Genomic DNA, 17870 nt, shown 5'->3' with positions numbered 1-17870 from the left:
GGATGGCGGTGCGCAAGAGGCCTGTGTATTCGGGCCGAGCGCCGGGCCGCTCCCTAGCCGGCCCGCTGTGGCGATGTGCTTGCCGGTCAATCCGGCAAGCATCGCCGTCCCCGCGGGGGACCGACCGGGCTCGCCCGCGTTCAGCGGCGCGAGATTGGGCGAGGGGTCGTCTCATTTCTTGCGGGCTCCGGATTCGGCGGGCATCTCGAGCATGGCGTCGATGAGGCCACGCGAGAAGCGGTTGGCGCCGGGATCGTCGGGGCTGTCGAAGCTGAAGCTGCCCTGGGCCGAGGCCAGGGGCATTGCGCCGATCTCGCGGGCCAGCGAATCGGCCTTGAAGCCGCCGAGCAGGGCAACGACCTCGGCCTCGAAGCCGCGCGCCGCGGCCACCTTGTTCAGCGCCTGCAGGCGCTCGGCATCGAAGAGGAAAGCATTGGCGGCGAGGCTGCGCTCGACCAGCTTCTGGTGCAGGGAGAAGCCGGCCAGTGGCGACGCGCCCAGGGCCGCCATGCGCGTGAAGGCCCAGCTGTCGGCGTAGTCGAAGGTGGTGGCCGCGATGCGCGAGATGCCCGACAGCGAGCCGCGGTTGGCCGCCGCGGCCTGCATGACGTTGACGACCTGCTGGCGCGTCAGCTGCTGGGCGGCGTCGACCAGGCCTTCGCGGATCTTCTGCGCGGCAATGGCTTTGCCCTGCTCGATGAGCTGCTGCTTGAGCAACTCGCTGGCCACGTTGGCGGCGGCACTCTTGGCCGCGCTGATGGCGGCATCGGCGGCCAGGGCCGCGGCCTTGACGCCCGAGGCCAGCGTCGCCAGGTTGTAGAGGGTGCCGGCGATCTTGAGGGCGTAGTGGTAGGTCTTCATGCGGGCCCCGCCCTCTTCGGACAGGCCCTGGGTCCACAGCACCATCCACAGCGCCTCGTCGGGCGTCGGTTCGGCCAGCGTCACCTCCAGCGGGTGCAGGCTGAGCAGCCAGTGGTAGTCCTGCAGCTGCGGCGTGTTGGGCGGTGCGAAGCGGGTGTAGCCGCGGCAGACCTCGAAGGGCCTGATCTGCACCGCCTTGCCCGCGGCCGTGCCGAGGGTGAAGGGCTTGCCGTTGTCGCGTGCCTCGGCCAGCCATTCCAGCAGCTTCTCGCCGTCGTCGCTGTTCTGGCCGGCGACATGGTTGATGCGCGTGCCCATGGGCAGCGGCGAGTCCTGGGTGACGGCGATGACGGTCAGGCGTTCGTCCACCTGCAGGGCGCGCACCCAGGCGACGCGGTCGTTGTCGCTCCAGCCGGCGCCGGTCGCCACCGCGAAGGGCAGCTCCCACTGCTTGTCGCAGTCCTTGTCCTTCAGTGCGGCGCTGCGGGCGATGGCCGGGCGGATCAGGCGTTCGCCCGCGCCATAGGCCCGCATGCCGGCCAGCAGCGTCTCGTCGACCTTGCGGCCGTCGTCCACCGTGAACTTGGGGCCGGAGGCGCAGCCGGTCAGCAGCGCAATCAGAACAATCAGTAACAGGCGCATCGTGGCGCCGAGCCTAAGCGGTTGAACCCAGGAACGTCGCCGGTAGTTATCCCAGGCGGCGTGATGCCGTTTGCATGGAAGCCTAAACTGGCGGGTCGCGCCACAAGCGCCAGGAGTACGCCATGAACGCACGTGATCCCAACCTGCCCCTGCAAGCCGACGAGACCAGCGCACTGGGCGAATTTGCCGCCCGCGTCTGGGACGAGGAAATCGTCCCGGCGCTGACCGACTACATCGCCATTCCGGCCAAGAGCCCGATGTTCGACGCCGACTGGGAGAAGAACGGCCACATCGAGAAGGTGCTGACCCAGGCCGCCGCCTGGGTGGAGAGCAAGAAGGTCGCCGGCCTCAAGCTCGAAGTGGTGCGCATCCCCGGCCGCACGCCGGTCATCTTCTTCGAGGTGCCGGCCACCAAGGCGGGTTCACAGGACACCGTCGTCGTCTACGGCCACCTGGACAAGCAGCCCGAGTTCAGCGGCTGGCGCAACGACCTCGGCCCCTGGACGCCCAAGTACGAGAACGGCCTGCTCTATGGCCGCGGCGGCGCCGACGACGGCTATGCCGTCTATGCGTCCCTCACGGCCATCATGGCGCTGGACAAGCAGGGCATCCCGCGCCCGCGCTGCGTCGGCCTCATCGAGACCTGCGAGGAGAGCGGCAGCTTCGACCTGCCGGCCTACCTGGACCTGCTCGGCCCGCGTCTGGGCAATGTGTCCCTGGTCGTCTGCCTGGATTCCGGCGCCGGCAACTACGACCAGCTCTGGCTGACGACCTCGCTGCGCGGCATGGTGTCGGGCGTGCTGAAGGTCGAGGTGCTGGCCGAAGGCATCCACAGCGGCGACGCTTCGGGCGTCGTGCCGTCGTCCTTCCGCATCCTGCGCCAGGTGCTGGACCGGCTGGAAGACAGCAAGACCGGCCGCCTGCTGCCCGAGAGCTTCCACTGCGAGATCCCCGGCGCCCGCCTGGAGCAGGTGCAGGCGACGGCGGCCATCCTGAAGGAAGAGGTCTACAAGCGCATGCCCTGGGCCTGCGGTGCGGACGGCGGCCCGGTGCTGCCGGTGACGACCGACCCGGTCGAGGTGCTGCTCAACCGCACCTGGCGGCCGACGCTGTCGGTCGTCGGCGCCGACGGTTTCCCCGAGCTGAAGAATGCCGGCAAYGTGCTGCGGCCCYACACGGCCTTCAAGCTSAGCCTGCGCCTGCCGCCGCTGATCGACGGCAACGAGGCCGCGCTCAAGCTGAAGACCCTGCTGGAGGACAACGCGCCCTACAACGCCAAGGTSACCTTYACGCCCGACGGCCGTGCCGGCGCTTACGGCGCGACCGGCTGGAACACGCCCGAGCTGTCGCCCTGGCTCAGCCAGGCGCTCAACGACGCCAGCCAGGCCCATTTCGGCGCGCCGGTCGGCTATATCGGCCAGGGCGGCACGATTCCCCTCATGAGCATGCTGCAGACGGGCTTCCCCAAGGCGCAGATGATGGTCTGCGGCGTGCTGGGCCCCAAGAGCAATGCCCACGGCCCCAACGAGTTCCTGCATGTGCCCTATGGCAAGCGGCTGACCGCCGCCGTCGCCCAGGTCATGGCCGCCCATCCCTGAACGAATGGACCAGCTCCGCGCCATCAAGGTCTTTGTCCGCGTCATCGACGAGGGCAGTTTTGCCGCCGCCGCTCGGGGGCTGGATCTGGCGCCGGCCGTCGTCACGCGGCTGGTGGCCGAGCTGGAGGAGCATCTCGGCACGCGGCTCTTGAACCGCACGACGCGGCGGCTGTCGCTGACCGAGATCGGCGAGGCCTATCTGGAGCGGGCGCGGCGCATCCTGGCCGATGTCGACGAGGCCGCGGCGCTGGCGGCTTCGGCCACGCAGGAGGTGCGTGGCCTGCTGCGCATCCTGTGCCCGCCGGCCATCGCGGTGCACCAGCTCGCCAAGCACCTGCCCAAGTTCCACCGCGAGTACCCGCTGGTGACGCTGGAGATCACGTCTCCCGGCCCGGTCGACACGGTGAACGATGCCTACGACCTGACCATCTTCCTGTCGCGCGAGACGCTGGACGGTGACTTCATCGCGCGCCGCTTGGCGCGCAGCGAATTCATCATGTGCGCCTCGCCGGACTATCTCGACCAGCGTGGCCGCCCCCAGCATCCGCACGACCTCAAGCAGCACGACGCGCTGCTGCCGCCCACGCCGACGCTGATGCGCGGCCTGACGCTGCAGCGCGGTGACGGCACCGAGGAGATCACGCTGCCCATCGTGCCGTCGCGCGCCGCGCTGTCGACGACGCATATGGACACCAATTACGCCGCGGCCCTGCACGGCCTGGGCGTGGCGGGGCTGCCGAGCTTCATGGTGGAGGACGCGTTGCTGGAACAGGCGCTGGAGCGCGTCATGCCGCAGTGGCGGCTGTTCGGCACGACGCTGTGGGCCGGCATGCCGACGCGCAAATACGTGCCGGCGCGCACGCGGGCCTTCCTCGACTTCCTGCTGCAGATCTTCGGCGGCGAGGACAAGGACCCCTGGCTGGTCGCCGCGGGTTGCGCGACCTGCCCCTGATCACCGCAAGGTGAAGCCGAGCTCGAAGAATTCGGGGTGTCGGGCCTCAATGGCGCGCTTCAACGGCCCGAAAGCGACATAGCGGCTGGAGGTCTTGGCGATGTAGGCCCCCAGCCGGCGCTCCTCGGCATGGCCCTGGCCGAGCAGCACGAGGTGCTGGCGCAGGGCGCTCCACTCCAGCTCGCGCCAGTACTCGCCGAAGTCGGCCGCCAGTTCCTCGTCCAGCTGGCCCTCGGCGCGGCATTCCTGCCAGTGGCGCGCGGCCCAGTCGATTTCCTGGGCCTCGTCCCAGGCCAGTTCAGGCGGGCGCAGCAGCGCGGCCAAGGCGTCCGTCACGCTGCCCTGCGGCGCGTCGTCGACGAGGCGGTGCAGCACGCCGTCCAGCCCTGCCTCGGCAATGCGGGCCAGGCCGGCGCGCAGCGTGTTCACGTCGGGTGGCAGCAGCGCTGCGGGATGGGCGCGCAACTCGGCGCAGGCGGCGCGCATCAGGCGGTCGGCGTCGGCGGGGTGGGCGAGAAGCTCGGCCATCAGGCCGGCGGTCGTGGCGGAAGTCATTGGGGGGAGGGCCCTCGTGGATAATGAAATTCTAAGAACCGCCGGCCCCGGCATCCTCACAGAATCCGAGCCTTGCCGTCCGTGCCGCGCTTCTCCCGATCCCCCTCACCGGCTCCACTGCCCCTCTTCGTCGCCCTGGCCCTGTGCGCCTGGGGGCAGGCGTCGGCCCAGCAGAGCGGCCCCGACGAGGCGCTGCCCTTGCGTGGCAGCCGCGTGCTGGGTCCGGCGTCCAAGGCGGGCGCCAAGCCCGCCCTGGTCATCAGCGCCAGCAAGGTGTCCGCCCAGCTGGATCAGAAGGCCGAGGGCCAGGGCGATGTCGAGCTGCGCTACGGCGAGCTGGTGCTGAACGCCGACAAGCTGGACTACAGCGTCGTCGACGACCTCGCCCGGGCCGAGGGCCAGGTGCGCATCAACCACAACGGCAATGTCTTCAGCGGCCCGCTGCTGCAGCTCTATGTGAGCCGTTTCGAGGGCGAGTTCCTGACGCCGCGCTTCTTCCTCGCGGCCACCGGCGGCGCGGGCAAGGCCAAGGTGCTGAAGTTCCAGGACAGCGAGCACATGAGCGCCACCGAGGGCAGCTACACCAGCTGCCCGGCCGTGGAGAACCAGGAACCCGCCTGGCAGATCACGGCCAAGCAGCTGCGCATGAACCTGGCCGCCAACGAGGGCCAGGCCGACGGGGCSGTGCTGCACTTCCTGGGCGTGCCCATCCTGGCGGCGCCCTCCCTGAGCTTCCCGCTCAGCTCGGCGCGCAAGTCGGGCTGGCTGCCGCCCAATCTGTTCCTGGACAACCGCAGTGGCCTCGAGTTCGGCGTGCCCTACTACTGGAACATCGCGCCGCAGCGTGATGCGACCTTCACGCCCTTCATCATGAGCAAGCGCGGCGTGGGCCTGGACAGCGAGTTCCGCTATCTGGAGCCCGGCCATGCCGGCCGCATCAATGTCGACCTGCTGCCTGGCGACCGCGTCTTCGGCAGATCGCGTTGGAGCTTGAAGCTCGACAACGACGGCCACGTCTTTGGCGACTGGCGCTACCGGCTCAAGAGCGAGCGGGTGTCCGACGACGACTACTGGAAGGACATGTCGCGCCGCGTCGAGAGCCAGACGCCGCGCCTCCTGGCCAACGACTTCACGCTGAACCGCCACCGCGAGCTGTCCTGGGGCGTCATCGACACCTATGCCCGCGTGCAGCGCTGGCAGGTCCTGCAGGGTGTCGACGCGCCTTTCGACTCGCCCTTCCAGCGCAGTCCGCAGGTCGGCGTGCGCGTGACGACGGCCGCCGACGAGGCGGTGTTGGACAGCTTCCGCCCCTGGGGCCGCAAGGCGCGGCTGGAGGGGGGGCTGGAGCTGGAATACAACCGCTTCGACCTGCCGAGCTCGGCCCTGGCCGGCCAGCAGCGCGGCGGCCAGCGCGTGCATGCCCTGGGCCATGTGAGTGCGCCGCTGGGTGGCGAGGCCTGGTGGTTCATTCCGCGGGCGTCCTTCAACGCGGCCGCCTACGACCTCGACCAGACCCAACCCGACGGCCGTCGCCGCATGAGCCGGGTCATCCCGACGCTGAGCATCGACCATGGCTGGGTCTTCGAGCGTGACACGACGCTGCTGGGCCGCGACTACCGCCAGAGCCTGGAGCCGCGCCTGTTCTACGTGAACACGCCCTTCCGCGACCAGTCCACGCTGCCCAGCTTCGACTGGGCGGCCAAGGACTTCAACTTCGACTCCATCTACACCGACAACCAGTTTTCGGGTGTGGACCGGGTGTCGGACCTGCATGCGCTGAGCGCTGGCGTGACCAGCCGCTGGATAGGCACCAACTCCGGCGAGGAAATCCTGCGCCTGGGCGCCGTGCAGCGCTTCCTGTTCCGCGACCAGAAGATCACGCCGGACGGCCAGCCCGTCACGCAGCGCTTCTCTGACCTGCTGCTGGCCGCCGCCGCCCACCTGGACGAGAAGTGGTGGGCCGACGGCACGCTGGAGTTCAACCCCGAGACCAACCGTTCGGTGCGCTCGGTGCTGCGCGCGCGCTATTCGCCGGGGCCCTACAAGACCGTCAGCGTCGCCTATCGCCTGGCGCGGGCGCAGAGCGAGCAGGTCGAGCTGGCCTGGCAATGGCCGATCTACGGCACGCCCGTCACCTCGCGCGGTGCCGACAGCAAGGCCTGTGGCGGCGCCTGGTACAGCGCCGGCCGCGTGCAGTACTCGCTGCGCGACCGCCGCCTGACCGACTCGGTCATGGGCTTCGAGTACGACGCCGGCTGCTGGGTGCTGCGCTGGGGCGTCGAGCGGCTGTCCACCGGCCGGGCCGAAACCAACACGCGGCTGATGCTGCAACTGGAGCTCGTCGGCCTGTCACAGCTCGGTTCGAACGCCCTCAAGGTCTTGAAGGACAATGTCCCCGGTTACCGCAGGCTGAGCTCCGACCGCTCACCGAGTTCAGATTTCCAACCATGATGCATCGCCTCGCTCCCCATTTTCTTGCCGTGACGCTGGCCTTGGCCGCTTTCCAGGCCCAAGCCCAGACACCCACGCTGCAGCCGGGGGACTACATCGCCGCCGTCGTCAACCAGGACGTCGTGGCCGCCAGCGAGGTCATCCAGCGCACCGAACGCCTGCGCCAGGAGGCCCGCCAGAAGGGCGAGGTCATGCCCGAGACGGCCGGCCTGCGCAAGCAGGCGCTGGAGGCGCTGATCGAGGACCGCGTCCTCGTCACCTACGCCCGTGAGAACGGCGCGCGCATCGACGAGGCCGAACTGGACCGAGTCGTCGCCAACGTGGCCGCCCAGAACAAGCTGACGATGGCGCAGCTGCGCGAGCGCCTGAAGGCCGACGGCACCGACTACAAGAGCTTCCGCGAGAACCTGCGCGACCAGATGATGACGGAGCGCGTGCGCGAGCGCGAGGTGCAGGGGCGCATCAAGGTGACCGACGCCGAGATCGATGCCTACCTCGACAAGAAGCGCGCCGCGCTGGAGCAGGGTGGCCAGATCAACCTGGCCCAGGTGCTGGTGCCGGTGCCCGACGGCGCGCCGGAAAGCGTCGTCGCCGAACGCCGCGCCCGCGCCGAGGCCGCGCTGGCCCGCGTCAAGGGCGGCGAGGACTTCGCCCGCGTCGCCCGCGAGATTTCCGAGGACGGCAACAAGGCCAAGGGCGGCGAGATCGGCCTGCGTCCGGTGGACCGCCTGCCCGACCTCTTCGTCAATGCCACCAGCGGCCTGAAGAGCGGCCAGGTCGCCCCCCAGGTGTTGCGCAGCGGCGCGGGCTTTCACATCCTCAAGGTCGTCGAGCGCCAGGGCGCGGCGTCCATGACGCAAAGCACACAGACCCATGCGCGCCACATCCTGCTGCGCCCCTCGGCCCAGCTCACCGCCGAGGTCGCGGCCCGCCGCCTGGCCGAGTTCAAGCGGCAGATCGAGGCCGGCCAGGCCAAGTTCGACCAATTGGCCAAGGACAACTCCGAGGACGGCAGCGCGCCCGAGGGCGGCGACCTCGGCTGGATGGGGGCCGGCGGCTTCGTGCCCGAGTTCGAGGAAGCGATGAACGCGCTGCCGCTGAACGGCATCTCCGGCCCGGTCGTGTCGCGCTTTGGCGTGCACCTCATCCAGGTCCTAGAGCGCCGCACGGTCGACGTCGAGGTCAAGCAGCTGCGCGACCAGGCCCGTGGTGCGCTGCGCGAGCAGAAGTACGACGAGGCCTACCAGGAGTGGGTCAAGGATCTGCGCAACAAGGCCTTCGTCGAAGTCCGCGAATGGCTCGACTGAGCGGCTCCCACATCCCGCGCAAGCGCTTCGGGCAGCATTTCCTGACCGACAAGGCGCTGATCGAAGCCATCGTCGACCTGATCGACCCGCAGCCCGGCGAGACCCTGGTCGAGATCGGCCCCGGCCTGGGGGCGATGACGCTGCCCTTGCTGGCGCGCATCCCCAAGGGCTCCGTGCCGCTGACCGTCATCGAGCTGGACCGCGACCTCGCCGCGCGGCTGCGCAAGCGGGACGACGTCGAGGTCATCGAGAGCGACGTGCTCAAGGTCGACTTCAAGGGGCTGGCCGCCACCAAGGCCGCCAAGCTGCGCGTCGTCGGCAACCTGCCCTACAACATCTCGACGCCCATCCTCTTCCACCTGCTGGAGGCCGTGGACGATGTCGTCGACCAGCACTTCATGCTGCAGAAGGAAGTCGTCGACCGCATGGCCGCCGGGCCGGGCGGCAAGGACTACGGGCGCCTCAGCGTGATGCTGCAGTGGCGCTATGGCATCGAGTCGGTACTGGATGTGCCGCCCGAGGCCTTCGACCCGCCGCCACGCGTGGACTCGGCCATCGTGCGCATGCAGCCCCTGGCCAAGCCGCCGGCGGTGGACCCGGCCCTTTTGGGGGCCTTGGTCGCCAGCGCCTTCTCGCAGCGCCGCAAGCTGCTGCGCCACAGCCTCGGCCGCTGGCTGACCGAGCGCGGCTACTCGGGTCACTTCGACCTGCAGCGCCGCGCCGAGGAAGTGCCGGTCGACGAGTTCGTGGCGCTCGCCCTCAACGTCTCAGAAACGACAAAGCCCGCTTGAAGCGGGCTTTGTCTCCTCCAGCAGCTGCAGCGGAACCGGCTTTGCCGGGCCGCTAGCAGCGCCCCCTCGGGGGGCCGGCGTCAGCCGGTACGGGGGGTCTCATTACGCGGCGTTCAACCACATCGACGTATCAAAGGCGCTGCACATCATCGGCATGTTCATGCCGAAGTTGGGGTTGCCAATTGCTGCCTTCGCGCTTTTCGGCGCGGGCTTCTCAATAACCGGGGCCACTTCAGCAGCCCGCTCCCATGACCCGTTATCTTGGGAGCGGGCTACTGAAAAGAATAGAAACAGCGGAAGGAGATCTTCCTGTCGGCCCAGTAGTCGGCCGTATCGCGGAAGACATCGAGCAGTTGCTCGCGCGCCTCGCGGTCGAATCGAACGTTGTCTGGCAACTGCTCAAGCACGACGACAAAGCCCGGCTGGCTGCCAGACTTGTGAACGAGGTCGGTCATGCAGTCATGCAGGGCGTCCAGGTTCTTGCCGAAATGCGCGGGAAACAGGAAGGCCTGCGCGATGCCGTCCAGCACGTCCTGCTTGGACTGCGCCTCCGACAGATTGGCGTACAGGAAATGCTGGCCCGCTTCGTGGGCGGCCTGCATCAAGTCCTCGACCCGGTAGGCCCTTATGGCCTGCACGATATTGGGACGGACGGTCTGCAAAAGCATGGTCGCGATCCTCCTTTCAAGTCACAAAACTGCTGAACCTGGACCTTCACCGGCCCGCTGCGGCGCGGATGCGCTTGAAGCTGGCATAGTGATCGTCGGTGTAGTAACAAACTTCGGGCGCTGTCGGCGGCGTGCCGCCGCAGACGAGGCGACGGGCGCCCCGATTGCGCGATCCGGGGGTCTTGACCGTGTATTCGCGGTAGAAGCCGCGCGCCTTGCGGGGCAGCAGGCGCTCACGATTACCGAACACCACGCCGTCCTTGGTTTGGGGAAACGGGCCGCCGGCGAGAACGAGCCGGTGGGTTTCCTGGGCCTGGGCGGGCAGCTCGCTCAGCGAAATATCAGCCAGAGCGGGCGTTGCGGTGGGAGGTGTTTCCTTGGCTTGCGCGCCTCCGGCCAGGCCGGAAAGCAGCAGGGCGGTGGTGACCGCCGAGGCGCCGGAGCGCGCCAGCCACGAGAGCAAAAACACGGGTTAACCCTGAACGGAAAACCGATATGGTACCGAAGCGACCCCAAAAGCTCAAGCTGCAGACCGGCGCCGAAGTCAGGAATAAGCGGATGTGAGCCTGCGCTCACACCCGGCTAAGTGCTTGTTTTTACTGGCGGCGTGACGGTTGCATGACGCAGTTTTCGGTCGTGAAAACTTCTGTCAATTGGGGGAGTCCGGGCTCTTTTACGCTGTTCCGGCATGGAACCGCGGCCGGCTTCAGCTGCGCGCCGCGTTGGCGTCGGCGACGGTCAGGGCTGTCATGTTGACGATGCGGCGCACGGTGGCCGAAGGCGTCAGGATGTGCACGGGCTTGGCCGCGCCCAGCAGCACCGGGCCGATGGCAATGCCACCACCGGCGGCCGTCTTCAGCAGGTTGTAGGAGATGTTGGCGGCGTCGATATTGGGCAGCACCAGCAGGTTGGCTTCGCCGGTCAGCGGGCTGTTGGGCATGATCTGCTTGCGGTAAGGCGCGTCCAGCGCGGTGTCGCCGTGCATCTCGCCGTCAACTTCCAGCCAGGGAGCGAGCTGCTGCAGCAGTGCCAGCGTGTCGCGCATCTTCACGGCCGAGGGCTTGTCGCTGGTGCCGTAGTTGCTGTGCGACAGCAGCGCGGCCTTGGGGCTAAGGCCGAAGCGGCACATCTCCTGCGCGGCCATCACGGTGATCTCGGCGAGCTGCTCCGCGGTCGGGTCGTAGTTGACGTGGGTGTCCACCAGCATGACCTGGCGACCGGGCAGGATCAGCCCGTTCATGCAGGCGTACGTCTTCACGCCGGCGCGCTTGCCAATGACCTGGTCGATGTACTGCAGATGGGTGGCCGTCGTGCCCCAGGTGCCGCACAGCATGCCGTCGACCTCGCCCTTGTGCAGCAGCATGGCGCTGATCAGCGTCAGGCGGCGGCGCATCTCGATCTTGGCGAGCTGCTGGGTGACGCCCTTGCGCTCGGTCATGCGCAGATAGGTCTGCCAGTAGTCGCGGTAGCGCTCGTCGTGCTCGACGTTGACGACGTCGTAGTCGCGGCCCTGCTGCAGGCGCAGGCCGAAACGCTCGCAGCGCTCGGCGATGACCTCGGGTCGGCCGATCAGCGTCGGCCGGGCCAGGCCCTCGTCGACGACGACCTGGGCCGCGCGCAGGATGCGCTCCTCCTCGCCCTCGGCATAGGCGACGCGCTTGTTGGGCGCGCGCTTGGCCGCGGTGAAGATGGGCTTCATCGTGTTGCCCGAGGCATAGACGAAGCTCTGCAGCTTTTCCCGGTAGGCGTCCCAGTCCTTGATCGGGCGGGCCGCCACGCCGGAGTCCTCCGCGGCCTTGGCGACGGCCGGCGCGATGCGCATCATCAGCCGCGGATCGAAGGGCTTGGGGATCAGGTATTCAGGGCCGAAGCTCAGCGTGGCGCCCACGTAGGCGGCGGCGACCACTTCGCTCTGCTCGGCCTGGGCCAGTTCCGCGATGGCCTGCACCGCGGCGATCTCCATCTCGACGTTGATCGTCGTCGCGCCCGAGTCCAGCGCGCCGCGGAAGATGTAGGGGAAGCACAGGACGTTGTTGACCTGGTTGGGGTAGTCCGTGCGGCCCGTGGCCATGATGGCGTCGCTGCGCACGGCCTGCACTTCTTCCGGCAGGATCTCGGGCGTCGGGTTGGCCAGCGCGAAGATCAGCGGTTGCGCGGCCATGGTCGCCACCATGTCGGCCTTCAGCACGCCGCCGGCCGACAGGCCCAGGAAGACGTCGGCGCCGGCGATGGCTTCGCGCAGGCTGCGCTGCGCCGTCGGCTGGGCGAACACCGCCTTGTCCGGGTCCATCAACTCGGTGCGCCCCTCGTAGACGACGCCGGCCAGGTCGGTGACCCAGATGTTCTCGCGCGGCAGGCCGAGCTTGACGAGCAGGCCCAGGCAGGCGAGTGCCGCCGCACCGGCGCCCGACGTGACGAGCTTGACCTGTTTGATGTCCTTGCCGACGACCTTGAGGCCGTTCAGGAAGGCCGCGCCGACGACGATGGCCGTGCCATGCTGGTCGTCGTGGAAGACGGGAATCTTCATGCGCTCGCGCAGCTTGCGCTCGACGTAGAAGCAGTCCGGCGCCTTGATGTCCTCGAGGTTGATGCCGCCAAAGGTCGGTTCCAGCGCGGCGATGCAGTCCACGAGCTTGTCGAGGTCGTTCTCGGCCACTTCGAGGTCGAAGACGTCGATGCCGGCGAACTTCTTGAACAGCACGCCCTTGCCTTCCATGACCGGCTTGGACGCCAGCGGCCCGATATTGCCCAGGCCCAGCACGGCGGTGCCGTTGGAGACGACGGCGACGAGGTTGCCGCGCGAGGTGTAGCGGAAGGCGTTGGCCGGGTCGGCGACGATCTCCTCGCAGGCCGCCGCCACGCCGGGCGAATAGGCCAGCGCCAGGTCGTGCTGGTTGACGAGTTGCTTGGTCGCCGCGATGGCGATCTTTCCGGGGGTCGGGAACTCGTGATATTCCAGAGCGGCCTGGCGGAGTTGGGCGCGTTTTTCTTCTGAGCTGAGCATGGCGTGGTCACAAGTTCCGACGGGGTCTGGAATCATGCCACCGAGGGCAGGCCGGGTCGCTGTGGATCTCCACAAGGTCTAATCGCGGCCATGGGCGAGTTTGATCTGATCCGGCGCTATTTCCAGCGCCCTGCGGCCGACGGTGTCGAGGTGGGTGTGGGCGACGACTGCGCCGTGCTCGTGGCCACGCCGGGCGCGCGCTGGCTGGTCTCCAGCGACATGCTGGTCGAAGGCCGGCATTTCCTGTCGACGGTCGACGCGGCGCGGCTCGGCCACAAGGCCCTGGCCGTCAACCTGAGCGACTTGGCCGCCTGCGGCGCGACGCCGCGAGGCTTCACATTGGCCCTGGCCCTGCCGCGTGTTGACGAAGCCTGGCTGGCCGGCTTCGCCCGTGGCCTTTGGGCCCTGGCCGACGCCCATGCCTGCCCGCTGATCGGCGGCGACACGACGCAGGGGCCGCTGAATATCTGCATCACCGTCTTCGGCGAGGCGCCGCCGGGGCAGGCCCTGCTGCGCGGCGGCGCGCGGGTGGGCGACGAGATCTGGGTGTCGGGGCGGCTGGGCGATGCGCGCCTGGCGCTGGAGGTGTTCCGCGGCACGGTGGCGTCGGAGGGCGCCGGCTTTGACCGCGTGCGGGCCGCCATGGAGCTGCCGACGCCACGCGTCGCGCTCGGCCAGGCGCTGCGCGGCATTGCGACTTCGGCCATCGACGTGTCGGACGGTCTGCTGGGCGACCTCGGCCACATCCTCGCGGCCTCGCGTGTTGGCGCTCGCCTCGATGTGGATGCGCTGCCGCGCAGCGAGGTGCTGGCCGCGCAGCCGTTGGCCTTGCAGCGCGAATGCCTGCTGGCCGGCGGCGATGACTACGAACTGGTCTTCACGGCGGCGGCCGGTGCCGTATTGCCCGAAGTGGGTGTGGCGCTGACGCGCATTGGCGTCATCCAGGCCGAGCCGGGATTGCGCGTCGTCGATGCCCGTGGCACGGCGGTCGAGCATGGCCTGCGCTCCTTCGACCACTTCAAGTCATGAGCGGTGCACCTGTTCGCCCGACCGTGAGCTTCATGCTGCGCCACCCGGCACGCTGGATCGCACTGGGCTTCGGCAGCGGCCTGAGCCCAAAGGCGCCCGGCACCTTCGGCACGCTGTGGGCATGGGGCGTGTTCCTGCTGATTTCGCCGTGGCTGACCGACCTGTCATGGGCGCTGCTGATCGGTGTCGGCACTGTCGTCGGCTGGTGGGCCTGCACGCGCACGGCGCGCGACATGAACACGCCCGATCCCGGCTCCATCGTCTGGGACGAGGTGCTGGCCTTCTGGCTCATCCTGTGGCTGATCGCGCCCACGGGATGGCTCGGCCAGCTCGTCGCCTTCGGGCTGTTCCGCTTCTTCGACGCCGCCAAGCCCGGACCGGTGGGCTGGGCGGACCGGCTCTTCAAGGGCGAGCGCGGCGCGCCCGTCAGCTGGGCCCAGGGCTGGGGCATCCTGTTCGACGACTTCGTTGCGGCCGGCTGTACGCTTGCCGTCATTGCGCTCTACCGCTATCTCCTGGGGTGATGCCATGTTTGCCGACGACTACGAACTGATCGACCGCATCGCCGTGGCCTTGATCCAGCGGCGTGAACACATCGGCACGGCGGAGAGCTGCACCGGTGGCCTCATTGCCGCGGCCTGCACCAGCCTGGCCGGCTCCAGCGCGTGGTTCGAGCGCGGCGTCGTCAGCTACAGCAACGAGGCCAAGGCCGAGTTGCTGGGTGTGCCCAAGGGCCTGATGGCGCTGCACGGCGCGGTCAGCGCCGAAGTGGCTGAGCACATGGCGCGCGGGTTGCTCGCCCATGCCCCCATCGACTGGGCGCTGGCCGTCACCGGCGTCGCCGGCCCCACGGGTGGCAGCGAGGCCAAGCCGGTCGGCACGGTCTGGCTGGCGCTGGTGCATGCGGGGCGGCCGGCCCAGGTCTGGCGAGAGAACTTCTCGGGCGACCGCCAGGCGGTGCGCCTGCAGACGGTGACGGCGGGGCTCACCGCGCTGTGCGAAGCCCTCGAGGACCGCGATAACTAGCCGAGTTTGGCGATGACGCTCTCGGTCGTGACGGCCGAGGTGTCGGGTGGCTGCCAGCTCCCGGCCCAGGCGATGAACTGCTCCTGCGGCATGGGCTTGCAGATGTAATAGCCCTGGCCCTCGTCGCAACCCAGGCGGGCCAGCATGGCCCAGGCCTTGACGGTCTCCAGGCCCTCGGCGACGACGCTCAGCCCGAGGTTGTGGGCGAGCTCGATGGTCGAGCGCACGATGCGCGCGTCGTCGAGGTCGCGCTCCATCGCCATGACGAAGCTCTTGTCGATCTTCAGCTCATCCACCGGCAGGCGCTTCAGATAGGCCAGCGACGAATAGCCGGTGCCGAAGTCGTCGATGGACAGCTTGAAGCCCATGGCATGCAGATGCTCCAGCGTGGACAGGGCCCGCTCGGGGTCGTCCATGATGGCGCTCTCGGTGATCTCCAGGCACAGCGAGCTGGCCGGCACGTCCAGCGGCGTCAGCATGGCCTCGATCTTGGCCGGCAGGTCCTGGTCCATCAGGTCGCGCGTGGACAGGTTGACCGACAGCCGCAACGTCAGGCCGGCGTCTGCCGCCTGGCGCGCGAACCTGGCCGCGTTGGACAGCACCCAGGCGCTGAGCAGGCGGATGAAACCGGTCTGCTCCGCAAACGGGATGAACTGCATCGGCGGCACCAGGCCGCGCGTCGGATGCTGCCAGCGCACCAGCGCCTCGGCGCCGAGGATCCTGCCGTGCTGCAGGTCGATCTTGGGCTGCAGATACAGGCGCAGCTCGTCCTGCTCGACGGCGTGGCGCAGCTCGGTCAGCAGAGACAGCGACTCCTGGCTGCCGGCGTCCAGTTGGGCGTGATAGATCAGGCTGCCGCACTGGCGGGTCTTGGCCGCGTACATGGCCAGCTCGGCGCGGCCGAGCAGCAGGTTGACGTCGTGGCCATGCTCGGGAAAGAGGGCGATGCCGATGCCGGCACCGAGGTCGATGGTTTCGTTGTCGATCTGCAGCGGCCGCTCGAAGTCCTTCAGGATGGCCAGGGCCGCCTCGCTGGCGGCGTGGGCATCGGTGTGGGCCAGCAGCACGGCGAACTCGTCGCCCGACAGCCGCKCGAGCACGGAATGCGCCGGCGCACACAGCGCCTGCAGGCGCTCGGCCACGCTTTGCAGCAGGCGGTCGCCGACATCATGCCCAAGCACATCGTTGACATGCTTGAAGCGGTCCAGGTCCAGCATCAGCACGGCGCCGGGCGTGTCGCTGTTGGTCAGGTGGTGCTGCAGGAACTCGGCAAAACGGGCGCGGTTGGGCAGCAGCGTCAGCTGGTCGACGTAAGCCAGGTTGTTGACCAGGGCGTCACGGCGGCGGATGCCCTCGCGCATGCTCTCCAGCGCCAGGGCCAGCTTGTGCACCTCTTCCAGGCTCGAGGTGGCTGGCACGGGCGTGTCGTAGTCGCCGCGTTCCAGCCGCCTGGCCGAGGCCGACAGCGCGGTGATGGGGCCGCTGATGCCGCGCGCCAGCAGCACGCTGACGAGGGCGAAGACGACGACGCCCAGCACCGTCAGGCCGAGCAGCACGAGCTGCAGCTGCTGATAGGGCGCCAGCGCCACGTCCAGCGAGCGCAGCAGCATCACGCCCAGCGGCTGCTCGCCGCCGATCAGCGGCACGAAGCGGGCGCGCATGCGCTCGCCGGCCAGTTCCAGGATGCCGCCGGCCGGTGCCGCGCTGCCCAGGCCGGCGCGCAGGGCCGCGGCCGCGCCTTCGTCGAGGTTGCCGACGATGCCCTGCCAGGGCTGGGCCGGGCTTTGCAGCAGCACGACGCTCTGCAGTTCGGACAGCGCGCGCAGGTCGTCCAGCACCTCGCGGTCCAGTGCGAAGGCCATCAGCACCCAGCCCACCGGCGCCGGCGTGCGCACCTGCACGGCCACCACCTGGTAGACCTGGTTGCCCTGCACGACGAGAGCGGCGCCGTCCTTGCTGGTCACCAACTGGTTGAGGGCCGTGCCGAAGGCTGCCGCACCGTCGCGCGTGGCGGCCACGAGGTGCTGCCCGTCGTCGAAATAGGCGACCACCGACGCGCCGACGCGCTCGCCCTGGTTGACGAGGGCATCCTTGATGGTCTCGACGGTGCCGGCCTCGGCCAGCGACAGGCCGACCGTGCTGCGAAAACCATAGTCCTTGGCCAGCAGCTCGGCCGCGTCGCGCAGCTTGCCGGCGCGCTGGTCGAGCAGGCGGCGCAGCACACGCTCGCCGGTCTGCAGCTCGGCGGCCAGCGATTCGTCGGCGTTGTGCGTGATGCTGGCGTGGATGGCGCCGAAGCTGACCAGCTGGACGACCAGCAGCAGCGCCAGGAAGAGGGCGACGATGCGCCCCTCGAGGCGGCGCAGATTCAGCCAGGCTGGCCAGCGCATTGGGGGCGTTACTCGGCGAGGGTCAGGGCCATGGTGCCCCCGCCCGCCGGTACGTCGAGCTTGACGCTCTGCAGATTGGGCGACTTCTGGCCGCTGTGCCAGGCCTTGACGACGTGCTCGCCCGCCGGCAGGTCGAACGCCACCTGGCCCTTGTCGTCGGTGCGCCCGAAGGTCGGCGTGTCGACGACGACGATGTGGGCGCTCATGCGGTCATGGATGTTGCAGCCCAGCGTCGCGACRCCGGGCTTGTCGAACACGACGGGCTCGGCCGGCGTGCCCGAATAGAGCTTGATGTCGATGACCTTGATGGGCGAGAACGAATAGACGTGATGCCGCACCGTGTCGAAGTTCGGGAAGTTCACCGCCGTGCCCGTCTGCACGACGAGCAGCTGGGGCGTGAACTGGCGGTCGCGCTGGCCCATCTCGGCCTTGGCCGTGGTGGCCTTGCCGGTGCGGCCCTTGACTTCGACGGCCACCGCCGCGTTGGCCAGCGGCTGGCCATTGGCGCCGCGCAGCTGCACGGTGACGGGCACGGCGTGCACAGCGAGGGGACTCAGGGCGAGCGACAGAATGGCGAGACGGCGAAGGGTCATGGC

15 protein-coding genes are annotated in these 17870 nt (G+C 68.9%); 8 read left to right on the top strand and 7 right to left on the bottom strand.

Translation table 11 applies throughout. From position 1 onward, the window contains the following. Positions 1 to 171 precede the first annotated feature (171 nt). Complete coding sequence (locus tag AC1DW3_RS22240) at positions 172 to 1503, bottom strand: hypothetical protein (protein ID WP_477934963.1); 1332 nt, start codon at positions 1501 to 1503, stop codon at positions 172 to 174. Between the two features lie 122 nt (positions 1504 to 1625). On the opposite strand from AC1DW3_RS22240, the gene AC1DW3_RS22235 reads away from it, so the two are divergent. Beyond that, complete coding sequence (locus AC1DW3_RS22235; protein ID WP_477934962.1) at positions 1626 to 3101, top strand: M20 family metallopeptidase; 1476 nt, start codon at positions 1626 to 1628, stop codon at positions 3099 to 3101. A 4-nt stretch (positions 3102 to 3105) separates the two neighbouring features. After that, on the top strand, positions 3106 to 4053 hold the full coding sequence (locus AC1DW3_RS22230) for a LysR family transcriptional regulator (protein WP_477934960.1): 948 nt from the start codon (positions 3106 to 3108) through the stop codon (positions 4051 to 4053). Here the strand turns inward: AC1DW3_RS22230 and AC1DW3_RS22225 are convergent, their stop codons facing one another. Further along, positions 4054 to 4608, bottom strand: coding sequence for a hypothetical protein (locus AC1DW3_RS22225; RefSeq protein ID WP_477934958.1), 555 nt, complete (start codon positions 4606 to 4608; stop codon positions 4054 to 4056). A gap of 81 nt (positions 4609 to 4689) precedes the next feature. On the opposite strand from AC1DW3_RS22225, the gene AC1DW3_RS22220 reads away from it, so the two are divergent. From AC1DW3_RS22220 to rsmA, 3 genes are read left to right on the top strand one after another with little or no spacing between them, the layout of a single operon-like run. Next, a complete protein-coding gene (locus tag AC1DW3_RS22220) occupies positions 4690 to 7059 on the top strand; it encodes an LPS-assembly protein LptD (RefSeq protein ID WP_477934967.1) in 2370 nt (789 codons plus the stop codon). After that, positions 7056 to 8366, top strand: a complete 1311-nt coding sequence (locus AC1DW3_RS22215; protein WP_477934956.1) for a peptidylprolyl isomerase — start codon at positions 7056 to 7058, stop codon at positions 8364 to 8366. Before AC1DW3_RS22220 ends, AC1DW3_RS22215 begins: the two co-directional genes overlap by 4 nt. Further along, positions 8354 to 9157, top strand: a complete 804-nt coding sequence (gene rsmA, locus AC1DW3_RS22210) for a 16S rRNA (adenine(1518)-N(6)/adenine(1519)-N(6))-dimethyltransferase RsmA (protein WP_477934954.1) — start codon at positions 8354 to 8356, stop codon at positions 9155 to 9157. Before AC1DW3_RS22215 ends, rsmA begins: the two co-directional genes overlap by 13 nt. 272 nt (positions 9158 to 9429) lie before the next feature. Here the strand turns inward: rsmA and AC1DW3_RS22205 are convergent, their stop codons facing one another. The 3 genes from AC1DW3_RS22205 to AC1DW3_RS22195 all read right to left on the bottom strand — a co-directional run bounded on the left by AC1DW3_RS22205 (position 9430) and on the right by AC1DW3_RS22195 (position 12829). Then, positions 9430 to 9825, bottom strand: coding sequence for a barstar family protein (locus AC1DW3_RS22205; RefSeq protein WP_477934952.1), 396 nt, complete (start codon positions 9823 to 9825; stop codon positions 9430 to 9432). Positions 9826 to 9871: 46 nt separating this feature from the next. After that, positions 9872 to 10294 carry a guanyl-specific ribonuclease gene (locus tag AC1DW3_RS22200; RefSeq protein WP_477934950.1) on the bottom strand — a complete coding sequence of 141 codons (423 nt, stop codon included), beginning with the start codon at positions 10292 to 10294 and terminating at the stop codon, positions 9872 to 9874. Between the two features lie 237 nt (positions 10295 to 10531). Further along, positions 10532 to 12829: an NADP-dependent malic enzyme gene (locus AC1DW3_RS22195; RefSeq protein ID WP_477934948.1), complete on the bottom strand. Its 2298-nt coding sequence runs from the start codon at positions 12827 to 12829 to the stop codon at positions 10532 to 10534. Between the two features lie 90 nt (positions 12830 to 12919). On the opposite strand from AC1DW3_RS22195, the gene thiL reads away from it, so the two are divergent. The 3 genes from thiL to AC1DW3_RS22180 are packed head-to-tail and all read left to right on the top strand — an operon-like array spanning position 12920 to position 14884. Beyond that, positions 12920 to 13858: a thiamine-phosphate kinase gene (gene thiL / locus AC1DW3_RS22190; protein ID WP_477934946.1), complete on the top strand. Its 939-nt coding sequence runs from the start codon at positions 12920 to 12922 to the stop codon at positions 13856 to 13858. After that, on the top strand, positions 13855 to 14382 hold the full coding sequence (locus tag AC1DW3_RS22185; RefSeq protein ID WP_477934944.1) for a phosphatidylglycerophosphatase A family protein: 528 nt from the start codon (positions 13855 to 13857) through the stop codon (positions 14380 to 14382). The genes thiL and AC1DW3_RS22185 overlap by 4 nt, the downstream gene beginning before the upstream one ends. A 4-nt stretch (positions 14383 to 14386) precedes the next feature. Next, positions 14387 to 14884, top strand: coding sequence for a CinA family protein (locus AC1DW3_RS22180; protein WP_477934942.1), 498 nt, complete (start codon positions 14387 to 14389; stop codon positions 14882 to 14884). On the opposite strand, the gene AC1DW3_RS22175 is transcribed toward AC1DW3_RS22180, so the two are convergent. Next, positions 14881 to 17274 (bottom strand): putative bifunctional diguanylate cyclase/phosphodiesterase, encoded by a 2394-nt coding sequence (locus AC1DW3_RS22175; protein ID WP_477934940.1) that lies wholly within the window; start codon positions 17272 to 17274, stop codon positions 14881 to 14883. The genes AC1DW3_RS22180 and AC1DW3_RS22175 overlap by 4 nt on opposite strands. A gap of 8 nt (positions 17275 to 17282) precedes the next feature. Continuing rightward, positions 17283 to 17867 (bottom strand): methylamine utilization protein, encoded by a 585-nt coding sequence (locus AC1DW3_RS22170; RefSeq protein ID WP_477934938.1) that lies wholly within the window; start codon positions 17865 to 17867, stop codon positions 17283 to 17285. Positions 17868 to 17870: the final 3 nt, after the last annotated feature.

The sequence above is a fragment of the Roseateles sp. P2_H4 genome, assembly GCF_056403315.1.
This window is presented reverse-complemented; position numbering and strand designations above follow the sequence as displayed.

Bases quoted from the DNA above. Each gene is read 5' to 3' on its own strand.
- AC1DW3_RS22240 (WP_477934963.1), bottom strand. From the start codon at position 1,503: ATGCGCCTGTTACTGATTGTTCTGATTGCGCTGCTGACCGGCTGCGCC.
- AC1DW3_RS22230 (WP_477934960.1), top strand. From the start codon at position 3,106: ATGGACCAGCTCCGCGCCATCAAGGTCTTTGTCCGCGTCATCGACGAG.
- AC1DW3_RS22225 (WP_477934958.1), bottom strand. From the start codon at position 4,608: ATGACTTCCGCCACGACCGCCGGCCTGATGGCCGAGCTTCTCGCCCAC.
- AC1DW3_RS22215 (WP_477934956.1), top strand. From the start codon at position 7,056: ATGATGCATCGCCTCGCTCCCCATTTTCTTGCCGTGACGCTGGCCTTG.
- rsmA (WP_477934954.1), top strand. From the start codon at position 8,354: ATGGCTCGACTGAGCGGCTCCCACATCCCGCGCAAGCGCTTCGGGCAG.
- AC1DW3_RS22205 (WP_477934952.1), bottom strand. From the start codon at position 9,825: ATGCTTTTGCAGACCGTCCGTCCCAATATCGTGCAGGCCATAAGGGCC.
- AC1DW3_RS22195 (WP_477934948.1), bottom strand. From the start codon at position 12,829: ATGCTCAGCTCAGAAGAAAAACGCGCCCAACTCCGCCAGGCCGCTCTG.
- thiL (WP_477934946.1), top strand. From the start codon at position 12,920: ATGGGCGAGTTTGATCTGATCCGGCGCTATTTCCAGCGCCCTGCGGCC.
- AC1DW3_RS22185 (WP_477934944.1), top strand. From the start codon at position 13,855: ATGAGCGGTGCACCTGTTCGCCCGACCGTGAGCTTCATGCTGCGCCAC.
- AC1DW3_RS22180 (WP_477934942.1), top strand. From the start codon at position 14,387: ATGTTTGCCGACGACTACGAACTGATCGACCGCATCGCCGTGGCCTTG.